Origin of the sequence: Paenibacillus agaridevorans (assembly GCF_018604145.1) — a bacterium.
GTDB lineage: Bacteria > Bacillota > Bacilli > Paenibacillales > Paenibacillaceae > Pristimantibacillus > Pristimantibacillus agaridevorans.
The window spans coordinates 7,640,303-7,657,830 of the sequence record NZ_CP075889.1 but is presented as its reverse complement, the minus strand read 5'-3'; the positions used below and the strand labels follow the sequence as shown (position 1 = coordinate 7,657,830).

The following is a 17,528-nucleotide window of genomic DNA, read 5'->3' as shown; positions in this document are numbered from 1 at the left end:
TGGATTTCAGGAAATGGCGATAACCCTTTTTTGCTCTTCCGAGATATACGCCGCCTCGGCGACTTCAACAGTCAACCGGCTGCTTGCTCCGTCGGTCGTAATCGTATGCGCTTCTCCGGTCAGGCTTTTCAGCCACTCTTCAATCAATACCTGGTGACCGCTTAGAGATGTGTCCGCTTTTACTCTCGAGAATCCATCCTCCGTATAATCGCTATCCGCGACCCAACTGGATTTTCCGCCGTATATTTTGACAAATGTCCCTTTGCCGTGCAAATAGTAGGCTTCGCCTTTCGTGCCGGTCACATGGTTAAGTTCATACCACAGTCCGTTGGCAGAGTGGTTCGATTGCGTCTGCCAGTTGATCGACAACATCGCGAGCGCTCCCGAACGCATCCTCGCCAATATGGCGCCAATGCTTTCCCCTTCCATGCGCGCAGCATCTACTTGCGTCATGCTAGTCACGCTTTCCACCTCGCCGGCGTACCATCTCAAGCCGTCGATCTGATGCGTCAGACAGCTCATAATCGCTCCGCCGCCAAGCTTCTCTTTCGATCGGATCCAGTTGCCTTCAGGAACGTACACGTTTTGATTATGTTCCAATTTCCAAAACCGGATTTCCCCGAGCTCGCCCGAATCGATTATATTTTTCAGCGCCATCCAGTCGCCGTCATATCTTCTGTCATGGCATACCGTCAGCGTAACGCCGGCCCTATCGCACGCTTCAATCATGCGATCGCATTCCTCGACGGTCCTTGCCATCACTTTCTCGATCAACACGTGTTTGCCCCGTTCGGCCGCTTCAACGGTTACAGCCTCGTGAAGATAATGGGGAAGCAAAATATCCACGGCCTTAATATCTTCCCGCTCCAATATTTCCTTGTAGTCGCTTACGATCTCCACGTCTTCGCCGAACAATTGTCTGACTCTCGGATACACATTCGGATTCGGATCGGCTACAATCAATTCGCATTTATCCTTCAGGCGGTTAAATCCCGGCGCATGGGCTTCAAGAATACCTCCGGCACCGATAATTCCAATTTTAATCTTAGACATGTTTTGTTCCTCCCTTTTAATTGACTAAAGGCAAATGGATCACTTTTTCGTCCCGTTCCGATAAGTATGCGGCTTCCGCAACTTCGACCGTCTTGCGGCTGTCCGTGCCGGCCGTTATAATATTTGCCGGCTGACCGTGCAGGCTTTTTACCCATTCTTCGATCAAGCGCTGATGCCCCGTCAGGCCGTCGGTTTCCGCTTCAGCCTTCTTAAATCCCCCTTTTCCTCGGAGGTCGTATTCGAACAGGCGCTGTTCCTCGTGAATTTTGACATAGGTGCCTCTGGAACTCATATAATAAGCTTCGCCTTTGGTTCCGGTAACATGGGTAAATTCGTACCACAATCCGTCGGGCGCATCGTGCGACTGCGTGTACCAGTTTATGGACATTAACGCCAACGCGCCGGAGTTCATCTTTGCCAGAACGGCGCCGATAACTTCGCCTTCCATACGGCTAGGTTCGACTTTCGACATCGATACGACATTGGCTATTTCTCCGCCGTACCAGCGCAAACAATCGATTTGATGCGTCAAGCAACTCATGATGGCCCCGCCGCCGATCGCGTCTTTCTTTCGGATCCAGCTATTCTCAGGAAAGACGACATTCTGATTATGTTCAAGCTTCCAGAACAAAACTTCGCCCAATTCACCCGAATCGACGATCGTCTTCAACGCTTGCCAATCGGGGTCGTATCTTCTATCGTGGCCAACCGTCAGCATCACTCCGGCTTCGCTGCAAGCCTGAATCATCGCGTCGCACTCCTCGACGTTTCTGGCCATGACCTTCTCCACAAGCACGTGCTTGCCGTTTTTAGCCGCTTCGATCGTCACCTCGACATGCAGGTTATGCGGCAGAATAATATCTACAGCATCAATGTCATTCCTTCTTAACAATTGCTTATAGTCGCTGACGATTTCCACACTGTCCCCCAACAGACTCCGGATCCGCGCATGGTCGCTTTCTTTGCGTGCGGCGACCACGACCTCGCAACTTTCGCGCAATCTGGCGAATCCCGCTGCATGCGCGCCAAGAATGTGTCCCGACCCCAAAATTCCTATTTTCACTTTCTTTATCGTCAACAGCCCCTTCGTGGCGTGATTTAAAAGTTTTATTCAACAAGCCCGGTCCGATCGATGCTTTCCACAAACCAGCGTTGTGCGACCATATAAACAAGCAGCGGCGGCAATATAATCATGAACGCGCCGGCCATCTTCGTGCCTTCCGTAATTGGGTTTTGCGTCGTGATCAAGCCCTCAAAATTACGCCCAAGCAGTACAGTTTCCAAATTTTGCAGCTTGATCGATAGTGGCGTGAAATCGTTGTTCAAAAACATTGTAGGTTCATAGTGCATATTCCAGTACCAAATAAAGGAGAACAGGAATACGACCAATGCAGCCGGACGCGCGAGAGGCAGCATAATTCTCGCAAACAGATAGAACCCGGTGGCGCCGTCCACCTTGGCGGCTTCCTCCAATGCTTTAGGCAAGGTAGAGAAAAACTGGCGAAAGATGATAATGAACAGTGCGCTGCGCAATCCTTGCCCGAACAATGCCGGAATCAAAAAGACGAACGGCGTATTCAACCACCCCAGTTGGGCATAAATCGTATACAGCGGGATAATCGTGATTTGCGGCGGCACGAGGAAGGTCAATAAGACCAGAAAAAATGCCACGTTCTTGCCGTAGAACCGCAATCGTGCCAAAGCATAGCCGGTAATTGCGCATACGCCTACCTGAAACACGGAACAAAACAGCGCGATAACAAGCGTATTGCGGAACGCTTCGGGATACTCCAGCCCAAACCACGCTTTTTTCAGGTTAGACCAGTCCACGCTTCTCGGAATCCATTTGATCGTCGGATCGATCAAATCCGCAAGCGGTTTTATCATCGTCGTCACCATGTACAGCAACGGCTGAAGGTATAAGTAGGCAATAGAAGAAAGCATCATGATAATGATCGCTTTGGCGACCAGGCCGTCGTTGAGGTTTTGCCCGATCGTCAGTCTTTTGAATTTTTGCGCCTCCTGGCCAACCCATATGCGGCGAACACCGGCTTTGGTCTCGGTCCACAGTCGTGAGATTTCGCTCATTACGCCCGCCCCTTTCGCTTCGAACTCCGTCGCAGAAGCAACAGCACAAAGCCCAGCATGACAAAGATAATCAGAAAATAAATCCAGGCCAGCGCGCTTGCGTACCCATATCCGGTATCCGGTTTGAACATATTGTTGCTCACTTCCGCCAAAACCGGATTTAATGGAAAGGTAAACAGATCGACGATCGTATAGATCGCATTTAACCCGATGAACGGCACGGCGCCAGGCAAAGTAATTTTCCAAAAGCTCTCCCACGGCGTCGCTCCGTCAATCCGTACCGCTTCATAGACGGATTTGGAAATGGTCTGAAACCCGGCAATAAAAATCAGGATTTGTACGCCGGAGTACCATAAGATGATGACGAATTTACCCAAAATATTTATAATCGGCTCCGCAAGCTTCGGCCCGACATACTCATTAACAAGCGGCTTGACGTTGTACTGGTCGATAAACGGCAGCTCCCCCGCTCCTTGCGTAAAGAGCTCCGTCAGCACTTGGCCGGTCGCAAATATGACGGGGAGGAAGAATATCGCCCGCAGCAGAAAACGCCCGGGAAAACGCTGGTTAAGCAGAAGCGCCACAAACAAGGCGAATATGACAATGATGGGGATCATCAGAATAACTTCCTGTACATAAGTGAACAGCTTAACGGGATAGCTGTTGTCCACCAACAGAGCATCGCGAAAATTCCCCAGTCCCCGCCATGTATATTTAAATCCATCCGGCGTCAGTAAGACTTTGTTGAAAGTCAAGTACAGTGACCATCCCAACGGAACCGCCATGAACACGAGAAAACCCAATAACCATGGAGCCATGAACAGATAGCCCAGCAATTGCTCCTTCAACGCCGTACGCCATCTTTGCTTGCGTTGGAAGTTCAGTTCTTCGATTTGGTTGTCGGCACTCAATTCGCGTTCCCTCCCCTGACGGCAAAAGTCCCGCTGCCATAATCGACTTCTACTTCCGTGTTATCCTCATAAGTGGTAATATAGACCCCTTCCCGATCACGTCGATGACCGATAATCCGCTGATGGAACACCGGAGCCAGCTGTTGGAACATTGCCATTTCCTCTTTGATCCGTTCTTCCCAAATCCGAAATTCGCCGCTGAAGATGTAGGTGTCGGTGTTTGCCAGCTTTCTCGGGGGCTCATACGTCAAGAGAAAGTAAGGAATTGCGCCATACTCAATGGCTTTCAGCAACTCGTCGCGATGCATGTCCCGCAAATTTCCCGGCTTTCCGCTGTATGTCCTGTAACCATGCAGGACAATGGGGAAAAACGGCACCGTCTCATCCACGATAAAATCATAGCTCGAACCGATCGGCAAATTTGTAATGTGCTCGATCCCGGAGAGCGTATAAGCATTCACTTGTCTCGCGGACACATCCGCCGATTGCCGTTTCAGATGATTGAAGAGGCCAGTGTACAACGATGCCGTGTCTTCCCGCTCCAGCGGCTCGCTCGTATCGTAATCGCGGAATATCTGTCGGCCCATTTGATTAAAGTGAATGCCGGTGACCCCAAGTTCGTCCATCTTTTCCCACCATGACAAGGCTTCGCGAACGCCATAGACCGGGTTCAGTATAAACTGACCGAAGTTGTTATTATAAAGGGTGCCGTCTACGCTTCGAATGCCTTCCGCTCGCGCCAAGGCCCCTGTCCTTGAGTTATTCATCCATACAAGATCCGCTTCCAAACGGAACGTGCCGATCCCCCATTGCTTCAGACTGTCTGCCAGCTTCTTCAGACCGCCCAAACCGCCAAGTGCAGGTTCAACTTCAAAAGAAGTATTCGTTTTGAGGTTTCCGCTTTCCAGCCAGTCGGTATAAGTGATACGCATGTTGCGAATGCCTTCGGATTGAAGCTTGCCTATAATCTCTTGAGCTTGATCGAATGTCGTTACCGGCACGAAGGTTCTGCCAAATGTAGTCGGCCGTGCGTCTCCGCCCACAAAGGCCAGCTCAAGCGGCATTTGTTCGGCAGACTGCAACGGTTTGTCGAGCTGACCGGTTTCCAGTAAAAAATCTCTATAAGCGTTTGCCATGCCGACATAATCCGCTTCGTTTCCGCCGAGCAATCGATATTCGATTTCCCGATCCTGCCGAATGCGCTCCTTTTGCACCATCAACACCGGGGGAGCGAGCCGGCTCAGACGCTGACTATACTCCTGCCGATAAATAAATTGGGCATGAACGGAATGAAAGCCCGATACTTCGCCGGCGGGCAGCGCCATAATGCCGGCAGTCATCTCGCCGCTTGCAATGATGGAGACGAACGCTTGTTCATCATTTTTAATTCCGAATACGGGATAGCCTATAATATCCCGCCTGGATTCGCTGCTGTACCGGTTAGCCGTTTCGAAGCCGTAGACGGGCTGAGAATACGTTCTGGCCTCGGAAATCGTCAAATTCCGATTAAAGTAGATCAAACCGCCGGGACCGTCGGGAACAAAGATATAGCCGTCCCCCGCCGATTGCCGTGCCGCGCCGAAAAAAGGAAGCAGGCTCAGCGAGAAAATCCTGCGGTTGCCCGTTTCGGTAATTCCCTCGGTCGGCACCGATGCAACAAGCCCGCTCTCATTCAGCCTGTACTGAATCACGATGCCGATTCCCAGTTTCGCGAAGGTGTAGGAGACTTGCAAAGTGTCGGCCTCGAGTTTGTAGTCGATATCCAATTGCTCGTCCGAACTGTTCGCGATCTCGCGCTGCGTCTTCCCTTCTACCGTATATTCGAACATAAAAGTGGATTTCAGGTTGGACAGCAACAGTCCTTTGGCCGCCTCCCCTTCCAGCTCTTCCAGGGATGGATTGCTCCGCCATCGCAAGCCCGTAGCGATTTCCTCTACCGCGATTTGTCCGGAGGGAGGATGCAACCACAAGCGAAAACGGCCGTTTTCCAACACCTCGCGGAAGCCCTCCCCATCTGTCGAAGCACTGGTCGGCAAGCCGCTTTTTCCTGTTAATAAGTTTAACTCCCCTCCCGATTGCATCGAAAAACCAAGCGAATTCAGTGAAGGTGTCGGCACCCTCCTCAACTGGACGACTGCCACGATGATAACGATCAGAATAACACCGGCAAGTATTAGCCATTGACGCCGTGTAATCTTTAGCCGTTTATACAAGAACCTTCACCTCTCTTAACACCTGTCCGAAGAAATCGAACAGATTATAGCCCAGACCCGCCATAACGATGGCAAACATCCAAATCAGAGCGATGGTAATAACGCTGATCACAACGTTTTTCAGGGTTTCCATAAATTCGAAATTGTGAATGACCTGAGTCATCACAAAAAACAGGGCCATTATCCAGATTGATACAATATTGACGCCCGAATCATAAAGAATACGCTCCTCCAACACCAGGAAATGGGAGATAACAGTCAATAACGGCATCCATACAATATAAGGAACCATAGCATATACGCTTGCTTGCAGTACCTCTCTGAAACGCCCTTCCCCGTCTTTAATCGTACTAATCAAATAGTTGGCGATTACCCAGGTAAACCAGGGAACGATAAACACGATAAGCGTCCATGGCAAGCTGATCCAGCCTCGTTCTATCGGTTTGAATACAAAACCTACCCAGTAGACATTTGCAAGGTGAGCCGCAATAGCCGACAGAGTCAGAACAGCTAGCACAACGAAGGAAACTTTACGTTCTTTCAACTGATAGAAACCGTTATAGGGATGAAACAGCAAGTACCAGGCCACCTTTAGTTCAGAGCCGTATCTGGTCGTCCGGGAAGACCAACTGCGGGAAGAGATCCAGCTCCTCAGCATCCGCCCTCCCTTGACAAGCAGCCAAATCCCGGCTGCAAGTCCGCCCAGCAGGTAAACGAAATTATTCTGGATCCATAACAATCGGATGTTCCAGTACGCATTCGAATAGCCGACCGCATCGTATGAAATCCGATAATATTCAAGCGCCTCTTCATAATTTTCTTCCCGGTTCAAGGCATGGCCCAACCCCCGATATGCGATGGACAAGTAATCGTTCATGGCAAGCGACGATTCCCAATAGGGCTTGCTCGACCGGTAATCGCCGATCAGATCGTACTTGATTGCCTCCATCACTTTCTCGCCGAATTCGGTCTGGACAAATACTTCCACCACATTGAGATGCGCGTCGGCAATCCACAAGGATCGATCTTGTCCCACTGCAATACTGGTCGGTTGCCCGAACACCCCGAATTGCAAAGCGGGAGTCTGACGGTCGCCAAAGCTGAATAGCGGACTGCCGACAGAGGAATAGATCGTCGCATGGCCGGAATCAAAATCCAGCAAATAGATCATGCCGTCCTCATCAACCGCAACATCCCCGAGCTTTACCGCATACTCGAATGCCAGGCTGCCCAAAGTGTTTACCCCTCTTGCATTCAGACGCTTTACCTGCCCCGAATCGGACTGGGTTGCGGTATAAATAAATCCTTCTCCATCCAACGCGATATTGCGCACTTCGGGCGGACGCTTGGCCACCTCTTTCTCCCACTGTTCTTTGGTCATCCACGCCTTCTTTATTCGGTCTAGGAAGGAGGCCGATGTTTTATTCGCGCCAAAAAAACCGGTAAACTCTCCTTTGTCGTTCATGCGGAAGATGCCTTGGTAAGACCCTTTAACGACGATATACATGACGCCACGGTTGTCTACAACCAATTTGCTCGGCACGAAATAATATTGATCAGGATCCGGAAGCATCGTGGATTCGGGACGCCCATATTCGCGAATGTAACGTCCGCGGGCATCGAATACCGCTATACGCCTGTTGCCCGTATCCGCCACGTACACAACTCCGGATGAATCGACGAATACGCCTTCAGGCGCATTCAACTTGCCCTCCCCTTCTTCCGTTCCGATTACGGCGGTGACGTTCCCTTCATGATTCAGAACGACGATGCGATGGTTGCCGGTATCCGCTACAAATACCCGGCCATTGCCATCGATATACAAATCGTTCGGCTTGGAGAACGCGGGACCGAATTCGCTCTCGCCCGTAATCACCCGATTTGGCATATAGACCGGCTGAACGCCAACCCAATAATTGTCGGTGTACTCGAAGTATTCCGTTTCATATGGCAGCATTGCATGAATCGGCGCCGCTGCCATCATATATATTGCAATCCATGCGACAATCATGATCGCGCATTTACGCAGCCGCTGCCCGGAACGTACCCGGAACGTGCCCTTTCGCCAACCGCGCTTCTCTTTCCGCTTCCGGAAATTTCGGGCCGGAAACACCATTCAAGGCCCCCCTCTCTTCAGTCATCGATCGCGAAAGTGTTATTTTACGCCCGAATGAAGCATCGTCTGCATAACCCGCTTCTGAAATAGCAGAAAGATCAACAAGTTCGGCACGAACATGAGCAGCGAGGCTGCCGCCATCAATCCTTGGCCCGCCACATTATTCTGCGCTCCGCCGACGAGCGTGGACACATAGTAGGCTAAATTTTTCATCGTTTCATCTTGGACATAAAGCGTTGAAGCTTCCAGGTCGGCCCAAACGCCCTGAAAGGTCAGTATGGCGATCGTCGCGACCGCCGGGGCGGCAAGCGGCATGACAATGCGGCTGAATATTTTCACTTCCGACGCGCCGTCCAGCTTGGCGGCTTCTATAAGATCGTTCGGAATTTGCCTGATAAACGCCATCATTAAGAACACCGCGACCGGCGAAGCCAGAAAGGGCAAAATATGAGCGAAATACGTATCGTTAATGTGAATGCCGCTAATGATCAAGTAGCGTGGAATCGAGACCGTCTCCGCCGCGAACATCAGAGAGATGTAAATCAAACTCATCATAATGCCCTTCATGCCGAAACGAAGCTTCGCAATCGCATAACCCGCCATCGAGCTTACGACGATGACACCTACGATCGTAACCGTTGCGATAATGACGCTATTGAACAGGTATCGGGTAAAAGGAACCGTATCGCCCGATGTCGCAAAAAACAACCGCTCAAAGTTGACCCATGTTGGCTGTTGAACCAGAATACGCGGAGGGAACAGGAACATCTCGTCCATCGGCTTAAAAGCGTGATTGAAAATATAGACGATGGGGATAAGCATAAACACAGCCAGTCCCGTCAGTGCGACCATCAGCAATGCGCCGGAAAACGACAGCTTCCGCAGTCGAACGAACATCTCGTTACTCATCCTCCTTCGGCGTGAACAGCCTGTAACAAAACTTCATTACCGCATAGCTGATAACCAGCAGCACCACGCAGAGAGCGGAAGCGTATCCGAGCTCGAAGCGGATAAAGGCATAATCGTCAATATGGTTAACGATCAGATGACCGGCATAATCCGGCGAAATGATGGCGCCGGTCAAAGCCGTGGAGATCGCCCCTGCCTTGAGCGTACCGACAATCGTCATAACGGCGCTGAAAAGCATCTGCGGCTTCATGGAAGGGATCGTGATATAGAACACTTCTTGCAAGGAGCTTTTGATCCCGTCTATTTTCCCAGCTTCGTACAGTTCGTGATTGACGGTCTGAAGCCCGGCGAGCATAGCCAGGAAACCGACGCTGAAGCTGGTCCATAAGCTTACGATAATCATAACGTTCATCAAATATCTCGGATCACCCAGCCAGAGCTGCGGCGAGTCGATCAAACCGAACCGGAGCAGCAGGCTGTTCAGATAGCCAACCTTGTCTCCGCTGAACGCCGCTGCCCAGACGACCGTCAAAGCTACGCCGCCGGCAAGCGACGGCGTATAGAAGGCCAACGTGTAGACGTCCCTTACCGTCTTGGGCAGACGCGTGATGAGCCAGGCAAACAGGAACGACAGGCAATAGCCTCCCGGGCCGACGAGCAAAGCAAACTTGAACGTGTTGGGCAGCGCATATTTCATAAAAATAAAATCTTGTGTAATTAAGGAAATGAAATTGTCGAATCCGATAAATCTGGGCCATGCAAAACCGTCAAAGGAAGTAACGCTCAGCAGGCCGGCCATCAGGACCGGCAAAAAAATAAAAACGAAAAAACAAAGGGCAAACGGCGCGATAAAAAAGTAGGCTACCCGATCGCGCCACATATTGCGAAACATCTGGCCCAGTCGCAATACCACGAGGGGCGAGCGCTTACTGCCGATCTTCACCGCCGTTTTGATTTGACTCATGACGCTCCCCCTCATCTTGTAAAGCGAATGGTCGTTCGTAAAATGGAATATTCAAGTCCGTATCCGCCGGCATTCCCAAGTCTTTCTGTTTCCTCCACATTTCCCGTTGCAGCGATGTTCGGGCCTTCTCCAGCGATTCCATGAATGGGATCCCTCCCAAAACCGTACGATTCCAGGCGAATACCAATTCCCGTCCGAGAAAATAATGACCCGGCACAAACGGCACATTTTTAATCCAACGCGCCTGCTCGTTCAGCACCTCCTGCTCCTGACCTGTCCAAGGAAGACTCCCAACAGCCTCCATATTCGCCGTATTCCAGCGGTATTCCAGCCCGTTGATCGATTCCATGTTGTTTCCGAATTCGGCTTGAACTTCCGCTGAGGTCCACCAGTCCAGAAACTCCCAAGCTTCCTCGTATTTTTTGCTATTTTTCATAATAATGCCGCTAAACGACTCTTGGGCATGCCAGCGCGCCACGGTCCCGTCCGCTTGCCGAACGCCCGGAATCGGCGCAACCGCCCAATGTCCGATGATGTCCGGTGCGGCGACCGTCAACTGCACGTAGGTCGACAGATCCCCCAGCCCAATGGGCAGATCGCCAAGACGGAAATGTTCGAAAAAAGCCGGAACTTCCCGTGGCAAGCTATGTTTGACAAACATATCCGTCCACTGCTTGAACGCATTCACCGAATTCGGATCGGCAAGCAAATTTTCCATCCCCGTTTGATCATAAAACTCCGCCCCGTTCTGATAGAAAATCATCGCGAACTCTCCAGGCGGATAAAAGAACGTCATCCCCTTCTCAAGCAGAGTTGGCATGATGCGAAACACGTCTTCCCATGTATCCGGAACCTCCAGACCAAGCTGTTCGAAAATATCCGTCCGGTAAAACATGAACTTTATATTTTGCAATTCCGGCAGCGAATAAGTACCACCGTCATATTGATGTGCGCGCATTACACCGGGATGGAACCGACTCATGACCGAATCAAAGCCGTCCATCCGGGAAAGATCGGCGATTGCCCCCCGCATCGCGTATTCGATTGCCGTCTCCGTCGCAACCCCAAGCGCCACATCCGGCTGATTCCCTGCTGCGTTGCCAAGAATGAGCGCGTTCGGATTCGGCATTAAATTTACGTTAACCGGAATGCCGGTCATCGGGGTAAACTGCTGTTGAATCATTTCCTGCAATATATCCGCATAGTCGCGGCCTCTTCCTACCCAAACCGTTATTGCTTTATCCTTGCTTATCGACTTGCGGTTGTAATCGACATAGAAGGTACGGAAGAAATTCGTCCCCATATAGGCGGCCCGGCTTAACAAGCTGGATTCCCGCAAACCCGTGTCCGCTCCCGGTGTTCGAACTACGATATAATCCAACATCATCTTTTGCTCGGTCATTTGCGTGATCCACGTGCTGAGACTGCTCCGAATGCGGGAAAGTTCTTTGAGCCGATTCGGAATTTCATTGACGTCCTCGAGCATTTCCCGAAACGAATCGAGCGCCAACTTCAATGCCGAAGATACCGAAGCCTGACGACCGCTCAAGCCGTTAACATAGGCGGAGATTGTCTCCGCTTGGTCGATCAATGAAGTCAACTTGCCATCTATTTCAGGATAATAGCGTTTGAGTTCCCAAGTCCGATTCAGATCGTCGTTCGACATACCTGCCTCACTGTAATTGCCGGTAATGCGGCGAATATCGGCATCCAATACAGATAGCTCCTGCAACATGTTCCGCAAAGCGTATTCGGCCGGCGTTACGGCAGAGGCATCTGCAGTGAGTCGCAAGGTGTGTTTACCTTCCGTAAGATAGAATCGATAGGCCTCACCGTCTGGAGTTTGCATCGCATGCAGCTCAAAGTGAGAATTGGTTGCTTTCCGATAAGCGAGCATCTCCCGGAAGGGCGCTTCGCCATCAATCGTAAGGGTATGATAAGAGTTGGAAGATTGCATCGACTGCAAATATTTCAGTTCCAGTTCGTAGAAACCGTTTCGGGGCACCTCAACGTCCCATTCCACCCAGTCGCCCGCTTTTTTCCATCGTTCACCGCCCAGCACATTATAAATCGTCCTCCCTTTGGGATCGGGAGAAATATGCGGCTCTGAATAAGTGGCCGTCTGTATACCCGGAGCGGATTTACGCGCGTAACCTTCCGCTTCATATACTTGGTACCATCGCTCCGATTCTCCATTCGTTGGAAGCTCGCCAAAGGTTTGCAAATATTCGGCGTAGCTTGGGATCGGTTTATATGGGAGCAGAGCTATCGCATCCAGCATAACCGGCTCGCGTTGACCAATCATTCGAATCTTGTGTTTTCCGGCCGTAAGATGCCATACGAGCGGTTCGGAAGAGACAGAATAATCGGATACCGTCTCCGTCATTAAGCTCCTTAGCTCATTCTGAACAGGACGCAGTTCATTCCCGAACTCATCGCGCTTATAAGGATACGCCACATCCTTCCAATTTCGCGGCAGCACAATCCGCTCCGCTTCGACGAACGGATAAGCGCCGTCAATCTGTATCCCCCGTACAATTCCCGCATAGCTCCCTTCCAGCGGTTCGTAGGTAATGACCATCGTATATAATTGATCAGCCGGGATATCGACTTCCCACTCTACCCATCCGGTGCCGTCGGACCATTGCAAGGCCTGTCGGCCCTCCACGATTGACGGAACCGTCTCGATAGGCGCGCCTTTCTCCTTTGCCGTGTAGGCTGCAGCCTCAATGACCGACAGCGGCGCGGTCTTTTGGAACGTTCGGCCGGTGTAAGTCTTCTGATAAGTAAAATAATTCGGACTCGCCTCCGGCTGTTGCATCATTGCATCCAGCACGCTCCGCTCCACGGTCGGATAGGACGAATCGGAAGAAAAAAAACGGTACCCAATAAAGATTGCAACAGCCAAGATCGCTATAGCCAAAACCAGATATCGCGTGTTGCGCATGAGCCTCATGAGCCAGCATCCCCAAACGAAGTCAAGTTCTTTCCCTGAGCGGCATCGAAAATATGAGTGCGATCCATGCGAACGGCAATTTCAATTTGATCGCCAACGGCAAAACCACTGTGCGCCGGCGTACGGACAACCATATTCGCTTCCTCGCCCGTATCCACAAACAAATACGTATCCGCGCCCATCAACTCGATCATTGCAATCGTCCCTTTGACCGTGCAGGCCTCATGCCGTTGTCGAAATTCCGCATCGACGCCAATATACTCGGGCCTTACCCCTAGAACGACCTGACCAAAGCCGATTTGGGCCGCTTCAAGCGCTTCCGCGTGCCGGGTCGGCAGTTTCCAATGGAGGCGTTTCGTATCAAAGTAAAGCTCATCATTCTCGCGTTTGATCTTCCCCCGAATGAAATTCATCTGCGGACTGCCAATGAACCCGGCGACGAACAAATTGCAAGGATGATCGTACATTTGCTGCGGAGGTGCCACCTGCTGGATTTCGCCATCCTTCATGACCACGATTCGCGATCCCATCGTCATTGCCTCGGTCTGATCGTGCGTCACATATACGGTCGTGATCTTCATCGCGTGATGAAGCTTCATAATTTCCGCGCGGGTTTGCGCCCTGAGCTTCGCATCCAGATTGGACAGCGGCTCGTCCATCAGGAAGAGTTGGGGCTCGCGAACGATTGCCCTCCCTAACGCAACCCTCTGTTTCTGACCGCCGGAGAGCTGACTCGGAAGCTTTTCCAGCAGATGGGAGATTTCCAGCATTTTCGCCGTGCGTTTTACCTTCAGTTCCACTTCGTGCTTGGCCGTCTTCCGCAGCTTCAATCCCAGCGAAATATTGCCGTAGATCGACATGTTCGGATAGAGCGCGTAATTTTGAAATACCATCGAGATATCGCGGTTTTTCGGAGAGATATAATTTACGTAACGATCCCCGATGTACAAATCGCCTTTCGAGATCGTCTCCAGCCCGGCAATCATTCGCAGCATGGTCGATTTGCCGCAGCCGGACGGCCCGACCAGAACAAGAAATTCTCCGTCCGCCACTTCCAGATTGAAGTCGTTAACCGCAGCCCGGTGCTCGCCCTTATAGTATTTATAGATATGCCGACAACTCAAGCTTCCCATTGTCATTTGGCGCCCCTTTCCTCACCGCTGGCAGCCCGCTCCGCACAGCCGTTTCATGCGTTCAACAACTATATGGCATGGGATTTGCGAATTCATGCGCAAATCCCATGCCGCCTGTTCGCAACAGCGTCTTCTTATTGCATGATGCCCTTACTCTTCCAGAACTCCGCTGCCCGTCTATTGTAATCTTCAATCGCAGGAATCATGCCATTAATATCGCCGTTATTGTTAAGCATTTCGACCAATGAAGTGGTTAAAATGGGGCCAGCCAAATTCTGATAATCGAAAATGACCGGCGCATCTCCCGCGCAGCAGGAAGATGTCTTGAGCGCTTGAACATTTTTCCCCGTCAAATTGCTTTGCAACAGCTGATCCAGTTCCTCGCTGGCCATCATGGACGGATTCAACTCGTTGACCCTCCACTTGTTCGCCTCGTATTCGTATTGGAAACGAATGAACTTCCAGGCGGCATCTTTGTTCTTGGATACACTCAGCATCGACAAGGGCGATGCGTTGCTGAACGAAGGCTGCGACACCTTGCCGCGCGGGAGAGGAACGAGATCCCACTCGAAGTCAACCAATTCATCCAACTGACCAATAGGGAATGCGATGCCCATTAAAGCTTTGCCTGCCAGGAAATCGCCTTGTTCGCCGCCATATCCGCCGGCTTCGAACGTCGCCGCGTCCATCATCACTTTATCGACAGCGTACATGTCTTGCATCCATTTCAAGTCCTCAAGCACGCCGGGCGTATTCGCCAAACTCTGCGTGTTATCCTCGTTCATAAACAACAACCGATCCGCATTGCCATTCGCCACCGACAACAGATAGGGGAATGTGAGCTTGAATATACTGCTGTAGGACAGTCCGTATTCGCCCGATTCCGGTTTGGTCGCCTTTTTGGCCAGTTCGCGGAAATCATCATACGTCCAGTCTTCGGACGGCATCTCAAGCCCGTGTTTCGCCAACAAATTTTTATTGATGATGATCGGGAGCGAATCATCCGTCCACGGAACGGTATAGATCTTGCCGCCCTGCTCCCACTTCTGCAAGAAGCCTTCCCGAAGGCCAAGCGTCGGCAATATCGGATCACTGTCGATATACGGCTTCAAGTCTTCCAGATTGCCGCCTTCTTCCCATGCCGCAAGGCCTGCGGGCCATACAAGATCGGGCGTAGTACCGGAAGATTGAAGAGCTGCAAGTTTGGACAAACCCTCGTTGTCCAAACCGCCGGAACCGATTTCGTTCACCGTAATCCAGGGATATTTCTTTGTAAACTCGGCATATAAAGGAGCGAATAGTTCGGCGTTTCCAGCTCCCCAGCTGATCAAAGTCAAAGTAATCGGCTCCTGATTTTCCTCGGTCGCCGGCTTGCTGCTGTTCGGTTGCGTTTGACTCGAACTTTCCGTCGGCGATGCGCTGCCTCCCGAATCCCCCTTGGTGCACGCACCCATAATTACACTGAGCAGCATGATGACGCAAAGCGAAAGCGATACTCTTTTGTTAACAATCATGGAAATAACTCCCCCTAACGCATCATAGTGAAGACATAGAAAGCGCTTACTCTTACTTAAAAAATAATTGCTTGCCACCTCTTCTTCTTCGGCGGCTCCTTGTAACTTACGTTCATGATCCGATTTCGCAAACGGTTTATATGCTTATCCTACATCAACCCCCCACCTTGAAAATGTAAACGTTTGTATTAAGAAGTCAATGCCATCTTAGTCTAATTGAAACGGGTAAATACAGTCATTTTCCATCTTACTAAGACAGGATAACGAACCAAAAATACAAACGTTATCATTATTGATTAATATAACACACAATTTTGGGGTTATCAACTGACTTTTAAATTTAAATACGGTTGAAAATTCACTTGTAAAATCACTGGTTATCGCCATTTACCGCCTACCTGCACGTGAACGAATATAAATGAAAATTAATGCAATGGTTTGCATTTACCGATTTACGAATTCACCCAAGCCTGCATATGTTCGATATGTTGTCTAGAATCCAACGCCGGATCCGTTCTTTATATGAAAACCCTTTTACTAGAAAGAACCTCCAAAGCCCCCCCTAAGCGGTAGAGGAGGTTTGTGGTTATAAGCACTCAATACTGGTCAAGTTATGTGGATGAAATTTGCCCAGGCGCGCCGGTCGACTCTCTTTCGATGAGAGAGGGATAGACGGCCGTGACGGCATGGTTGTTTCCGGAGCCGGGGTTGTTTATTTTTTCGATTAAAATATCAACGGCCCGATTGGACATTTCCCGGATCGGAGGGGACACCGTCGTTAAGGTGGGAATCATATAACCGGTTTCTCGAATGTTGTCGAAGCCGGCGATAGACAGATCGCGAGGGATATTCAACCCGGCCTCGTGCGCGGCTCGCAAGGCACCGATCGCAAAGTAGTCATAGGTTGCAAACACGGCGGTTGGGAGACGATCTTCTGCAAGCAGCTCCTTCATGCGCAAATAACCACCTTCCTCAAAACGTTCGGTTCCATTTGCTTTAATGAATTTCTCTTCATAAGGAAGCCCCGCATTGCTTAAGGCTTGCTTGAACAGCGGCAGCCTGACCGCAGTCGATTTCTCCTCGCCCAAATACCCGATGGCTCGATGTCCGAGCTTGGCAAAATGTTTGACGAGCAGGTCTATCCCATAAGCCTCTTCGACAACGACGCTCTCGTGCGTAAGCGTTCCTCCGTAACGGTTGAGAAGGACAATCGGAAAGTTGTCGAGCCGCCGCTCGGCTTGAAAATAAGCGCCGGTTTCCATGTTGGAGTTGTCAGCATAAATAATGCCGTCGACGTTTCTGCCGATCATAAGCTTCAAAGTTTCCAAACCTTTGTTCAAGTCCCAACCTGTCGTGCCCATAATTAAAGAATATCCCCTGTTGTAAAGAGCGGATTCAACATATTCAATGACTTGGGCGAAGTAATTGCTGCTAATTTCGGGAACGATCAAACCGACAAGACTCGTTCCTTTTCCAATCAAAGCCTTGGCGGAATAATTCGGCATATAGTTAAGCTCATCTGCAAGCCTTTCAATTAGTTTTCGAGTTTTGTTCGTCACCTTATCGCTGCCCGAAAGCGCCCTGGAGACAGTAGCTGGACTTACGCCGGCTGCTTTGGCAATTTCTTTAATCGTTACCATAATCAAACTCCTCTTAAACTTAAGGTTAGTA

12 protein-coding genes are annotated in these 17,528 nt (G+C 50.6%); all 12 read right to left on the bottom strand.

The features are described from left to right. Positions 1-6: 6 nt before the first annotated feature. The 12 genes from KJW29_RS30765 to KJW29_RS30710 all read right to left on the bottom strand — a co-directional run bounded on the left by KJW29_RS30765 (position 7) and on the right by KJW29_RS30710 (position 17,497). Positions 7-1,053, bottom strand: a complete 1,047-nt coding sequence (locus KJW29_RS30765) for a Gfo/Idh/MocA family protein (RefSeq protein WP_214627453.1) — start codon at positions 1,051-1,053, stop codon at positions 7-9. A gap of 16 nt (positions 1,054-1,069) precedes the next feature. Continuing rightward, the gene (locus KJW29_RS30760; protein ID WP_214627452.1) at positions 1,070-2,131 is read right to left on the bottom strand and encodes a Gfo/Idh/MocA family protein; all 1,062 of its coding nucleotides are present in this window, start codon (positions 2,129-2,131) and stop codon (positions 1,070-1,072) included. Positions 2,132-2,160: 29 nt separating this feature from the next. Then, positions 2,161-3,141: a carbohydrate ABC transporter permease gene (locus tag KJW29_RS30755; RefSeq protein ID WP_214627451.1), complete on the bottom strand. Its 981-nt coding sequence runs from the start codon at positions 3,139-3,141 to the stop codon at positions 2,161-2,163. Further along, positions 3,141-4,052, bottom strand: a complete 912-nt coding sequence (locus KJW29_RS30750; protein WP_246608450.1) for a carbohydrate ABC transporter permease — start codon at positions 4,050-4,052, stop codon at positions 3,141-3,143. Before KJW29_RS30750 ends, KJW29_RS30755 begins: the two co-directional genes overlap by 1 nt. After that, complete coding sequence (locus tag KJW29_RS30745; RefSeq protein WP_214627450.1) at positions 4,049-6,265, bottom strand: DUF5696 domain-containing protein; 2,217 nt, start codon at positions 6,263-6,265, stop codon at positions 4,049-4,051. The genes KJW29_RS30750 and KJW29_RS30745 overlap by 4 nt, the downstream gene beginning before the upstream one ends. After that, a complete protein-coding gene (locus KJW29_RS30740) occupies positions 6,258-8,381 on the bottom strand; it encodes a YIP1 family protein (RefSeq protein ID WP_214627449.1) in 2,124 nt (707 codons plus the stop codon). Before KJW29_RS30740 ends, KJW29_RS30745 begins: the two co-directional genes overlap by 8 nt. 39 nt (positions 8,382-8,420) lie before the next feature. Further along, the gene (locus tag KJW29_RS30735) at positions 8,421-9,278 is read right to left on the bottom strand and encodes a carbohydrate ABC transporter permease (protein ID WP_214627448.1); all 858 of its coding nucleotides are present in this window, start codon (positions 9,276-9,278) and stop codon (positions 8,421-8,423) included. 4 nt (positions 9,279-9,282) lie between these two features. Continuing rightward, on the bottom strand, positions 9,283-10,254 hold the full coding sequence (locus KJW29_RS30730) for a carbohydrate ABC transporter permease (RefSeq protein ID WP_246608449.1): 972 nt from the start codon (positions 10,252-10,254) through the stop codon (positions 9,283-9,285). Then, positions 10,217-13,210: an extracellular solute-binding protein gene (locus tag KJW29_RS30725; RefSeq protein WP_214627447.1), complete on the bottom strand. Its 2,994-nt coding sequence runs from the start codon at positions 13,208-13,210 to the stop codon at positions 10,217-10,219. The genes KJW29_RS30730 and KJW29_RS30725 overlap by 38 nt, the downstream gene beginning before the upstream one ends. Then, on the bottom strand, positions 13,207-14,343 hold the full coding sequence (locus KJW29_RS30720) for an ABC transporter ATP-binding protein (RefSeq protein ID WP_214627446.1): 1,137 nt from the start codon (positions 14,341-14,343) through the stop codon (positions 13,207-13,209). The genes KJW29_RS30725 and KJW29_RS30720 overlap by 4 nt, the downstream gene beginning before the upstream one ends. Positions 14,344-14,477: 134 nt before the next feature. Then, positions 14,478-15,857 carry an extracellular solute-binding protein gene (locus KJW29_RS30715; RefSeq protein ID WP_214627445.1) on the bottom strand — a complete coding sequence of 460 codons (1,380 nt, stop codon included), beginning with the start codon at positions 15,855-15,857 and terminating at the stop codon, positions 14,478-14,480. 611 nt (positions 15,858-16,468) lie between these two features. Further along, entirely contained in the window at positions 16,469-17,497 is a 1,029-nt protein-coding gene (locus KJW29_RS30710; RefSeq protein ID WP_214627444.1) for a LacI family DNA-binding transcriptional regulator, read from the bottom strand. Between the last annotated feature and the right edge of the window lie 31 nt (positions 17,498-17,528).

Bases quoted from the DNA above. Each gene is read 5' to 3' on its own strand.
- KJW29_RS30725 (WP_214627447.1), bottom strand. From the start codon at position 13,210: ATGAGGCTCATGCGCAACACGCGATATCTGGTTTTGGCTATAGCGATC.
- KJW29_RS30730 (WP_246608449.1), bottom strand. From the start codon at position 10,254: ATGAGTCAAATCAAAACGGCGGTGAAGATCGGCAGTAAGCGCTCGCCC.
- KJW29_RS30735 (WP_214627448.1), bottom strand. From the start codon at position 9,278: ATGTTCGTTCGACTGCGGAAGCTGTCGTTTTCCGGCGCATTGCTGATG.
- KJW29_RS30765 (WP_214627453.1), bottom strand. From the start codon at position 1,053: ATGTCTAAGATTAAAATTGGAATTATCGGTGCCGGAGGTATTCTTGAA.
- KJW29_RS30720 (WP_214627446.1), bottom strand. From the start codon at position 14,343: ATGGGAAGCTTGAGTTGTCGGCATATCTATAAATACTATAAGGGCGAG.
- KJW29_RS30755 (WP_214627451.1), bottom strand. From the start codon at position 3,141: ATGAGCGAAATCTCACGACTGTGGACCGAGACCAAAGCCGGTGTTCGC.
- KJW29_RS30740 (WP_214627449.1), bottom strand. From the start codon at position 8,381: ATGGTGTTTCCGGCCCGAAATTTCCGGAAGCGGAAAGAGAAGCGCGGT.
- KJW29_RS30710 (WP_214627444.1), bottom strand. From the start codon at position 17,497: ATGGTAACGATTAAAGAAATTGCCAAAGCAGCCGGCGTAAGTCCAGCT.
- KJW29_RS30715 (WP_214627445.1), bottom strand. From the start codon at position 15,857: ATGATTGTTAACAAAAGAGTATCGCTTTCGCTTTGCGTCATCATGCTG.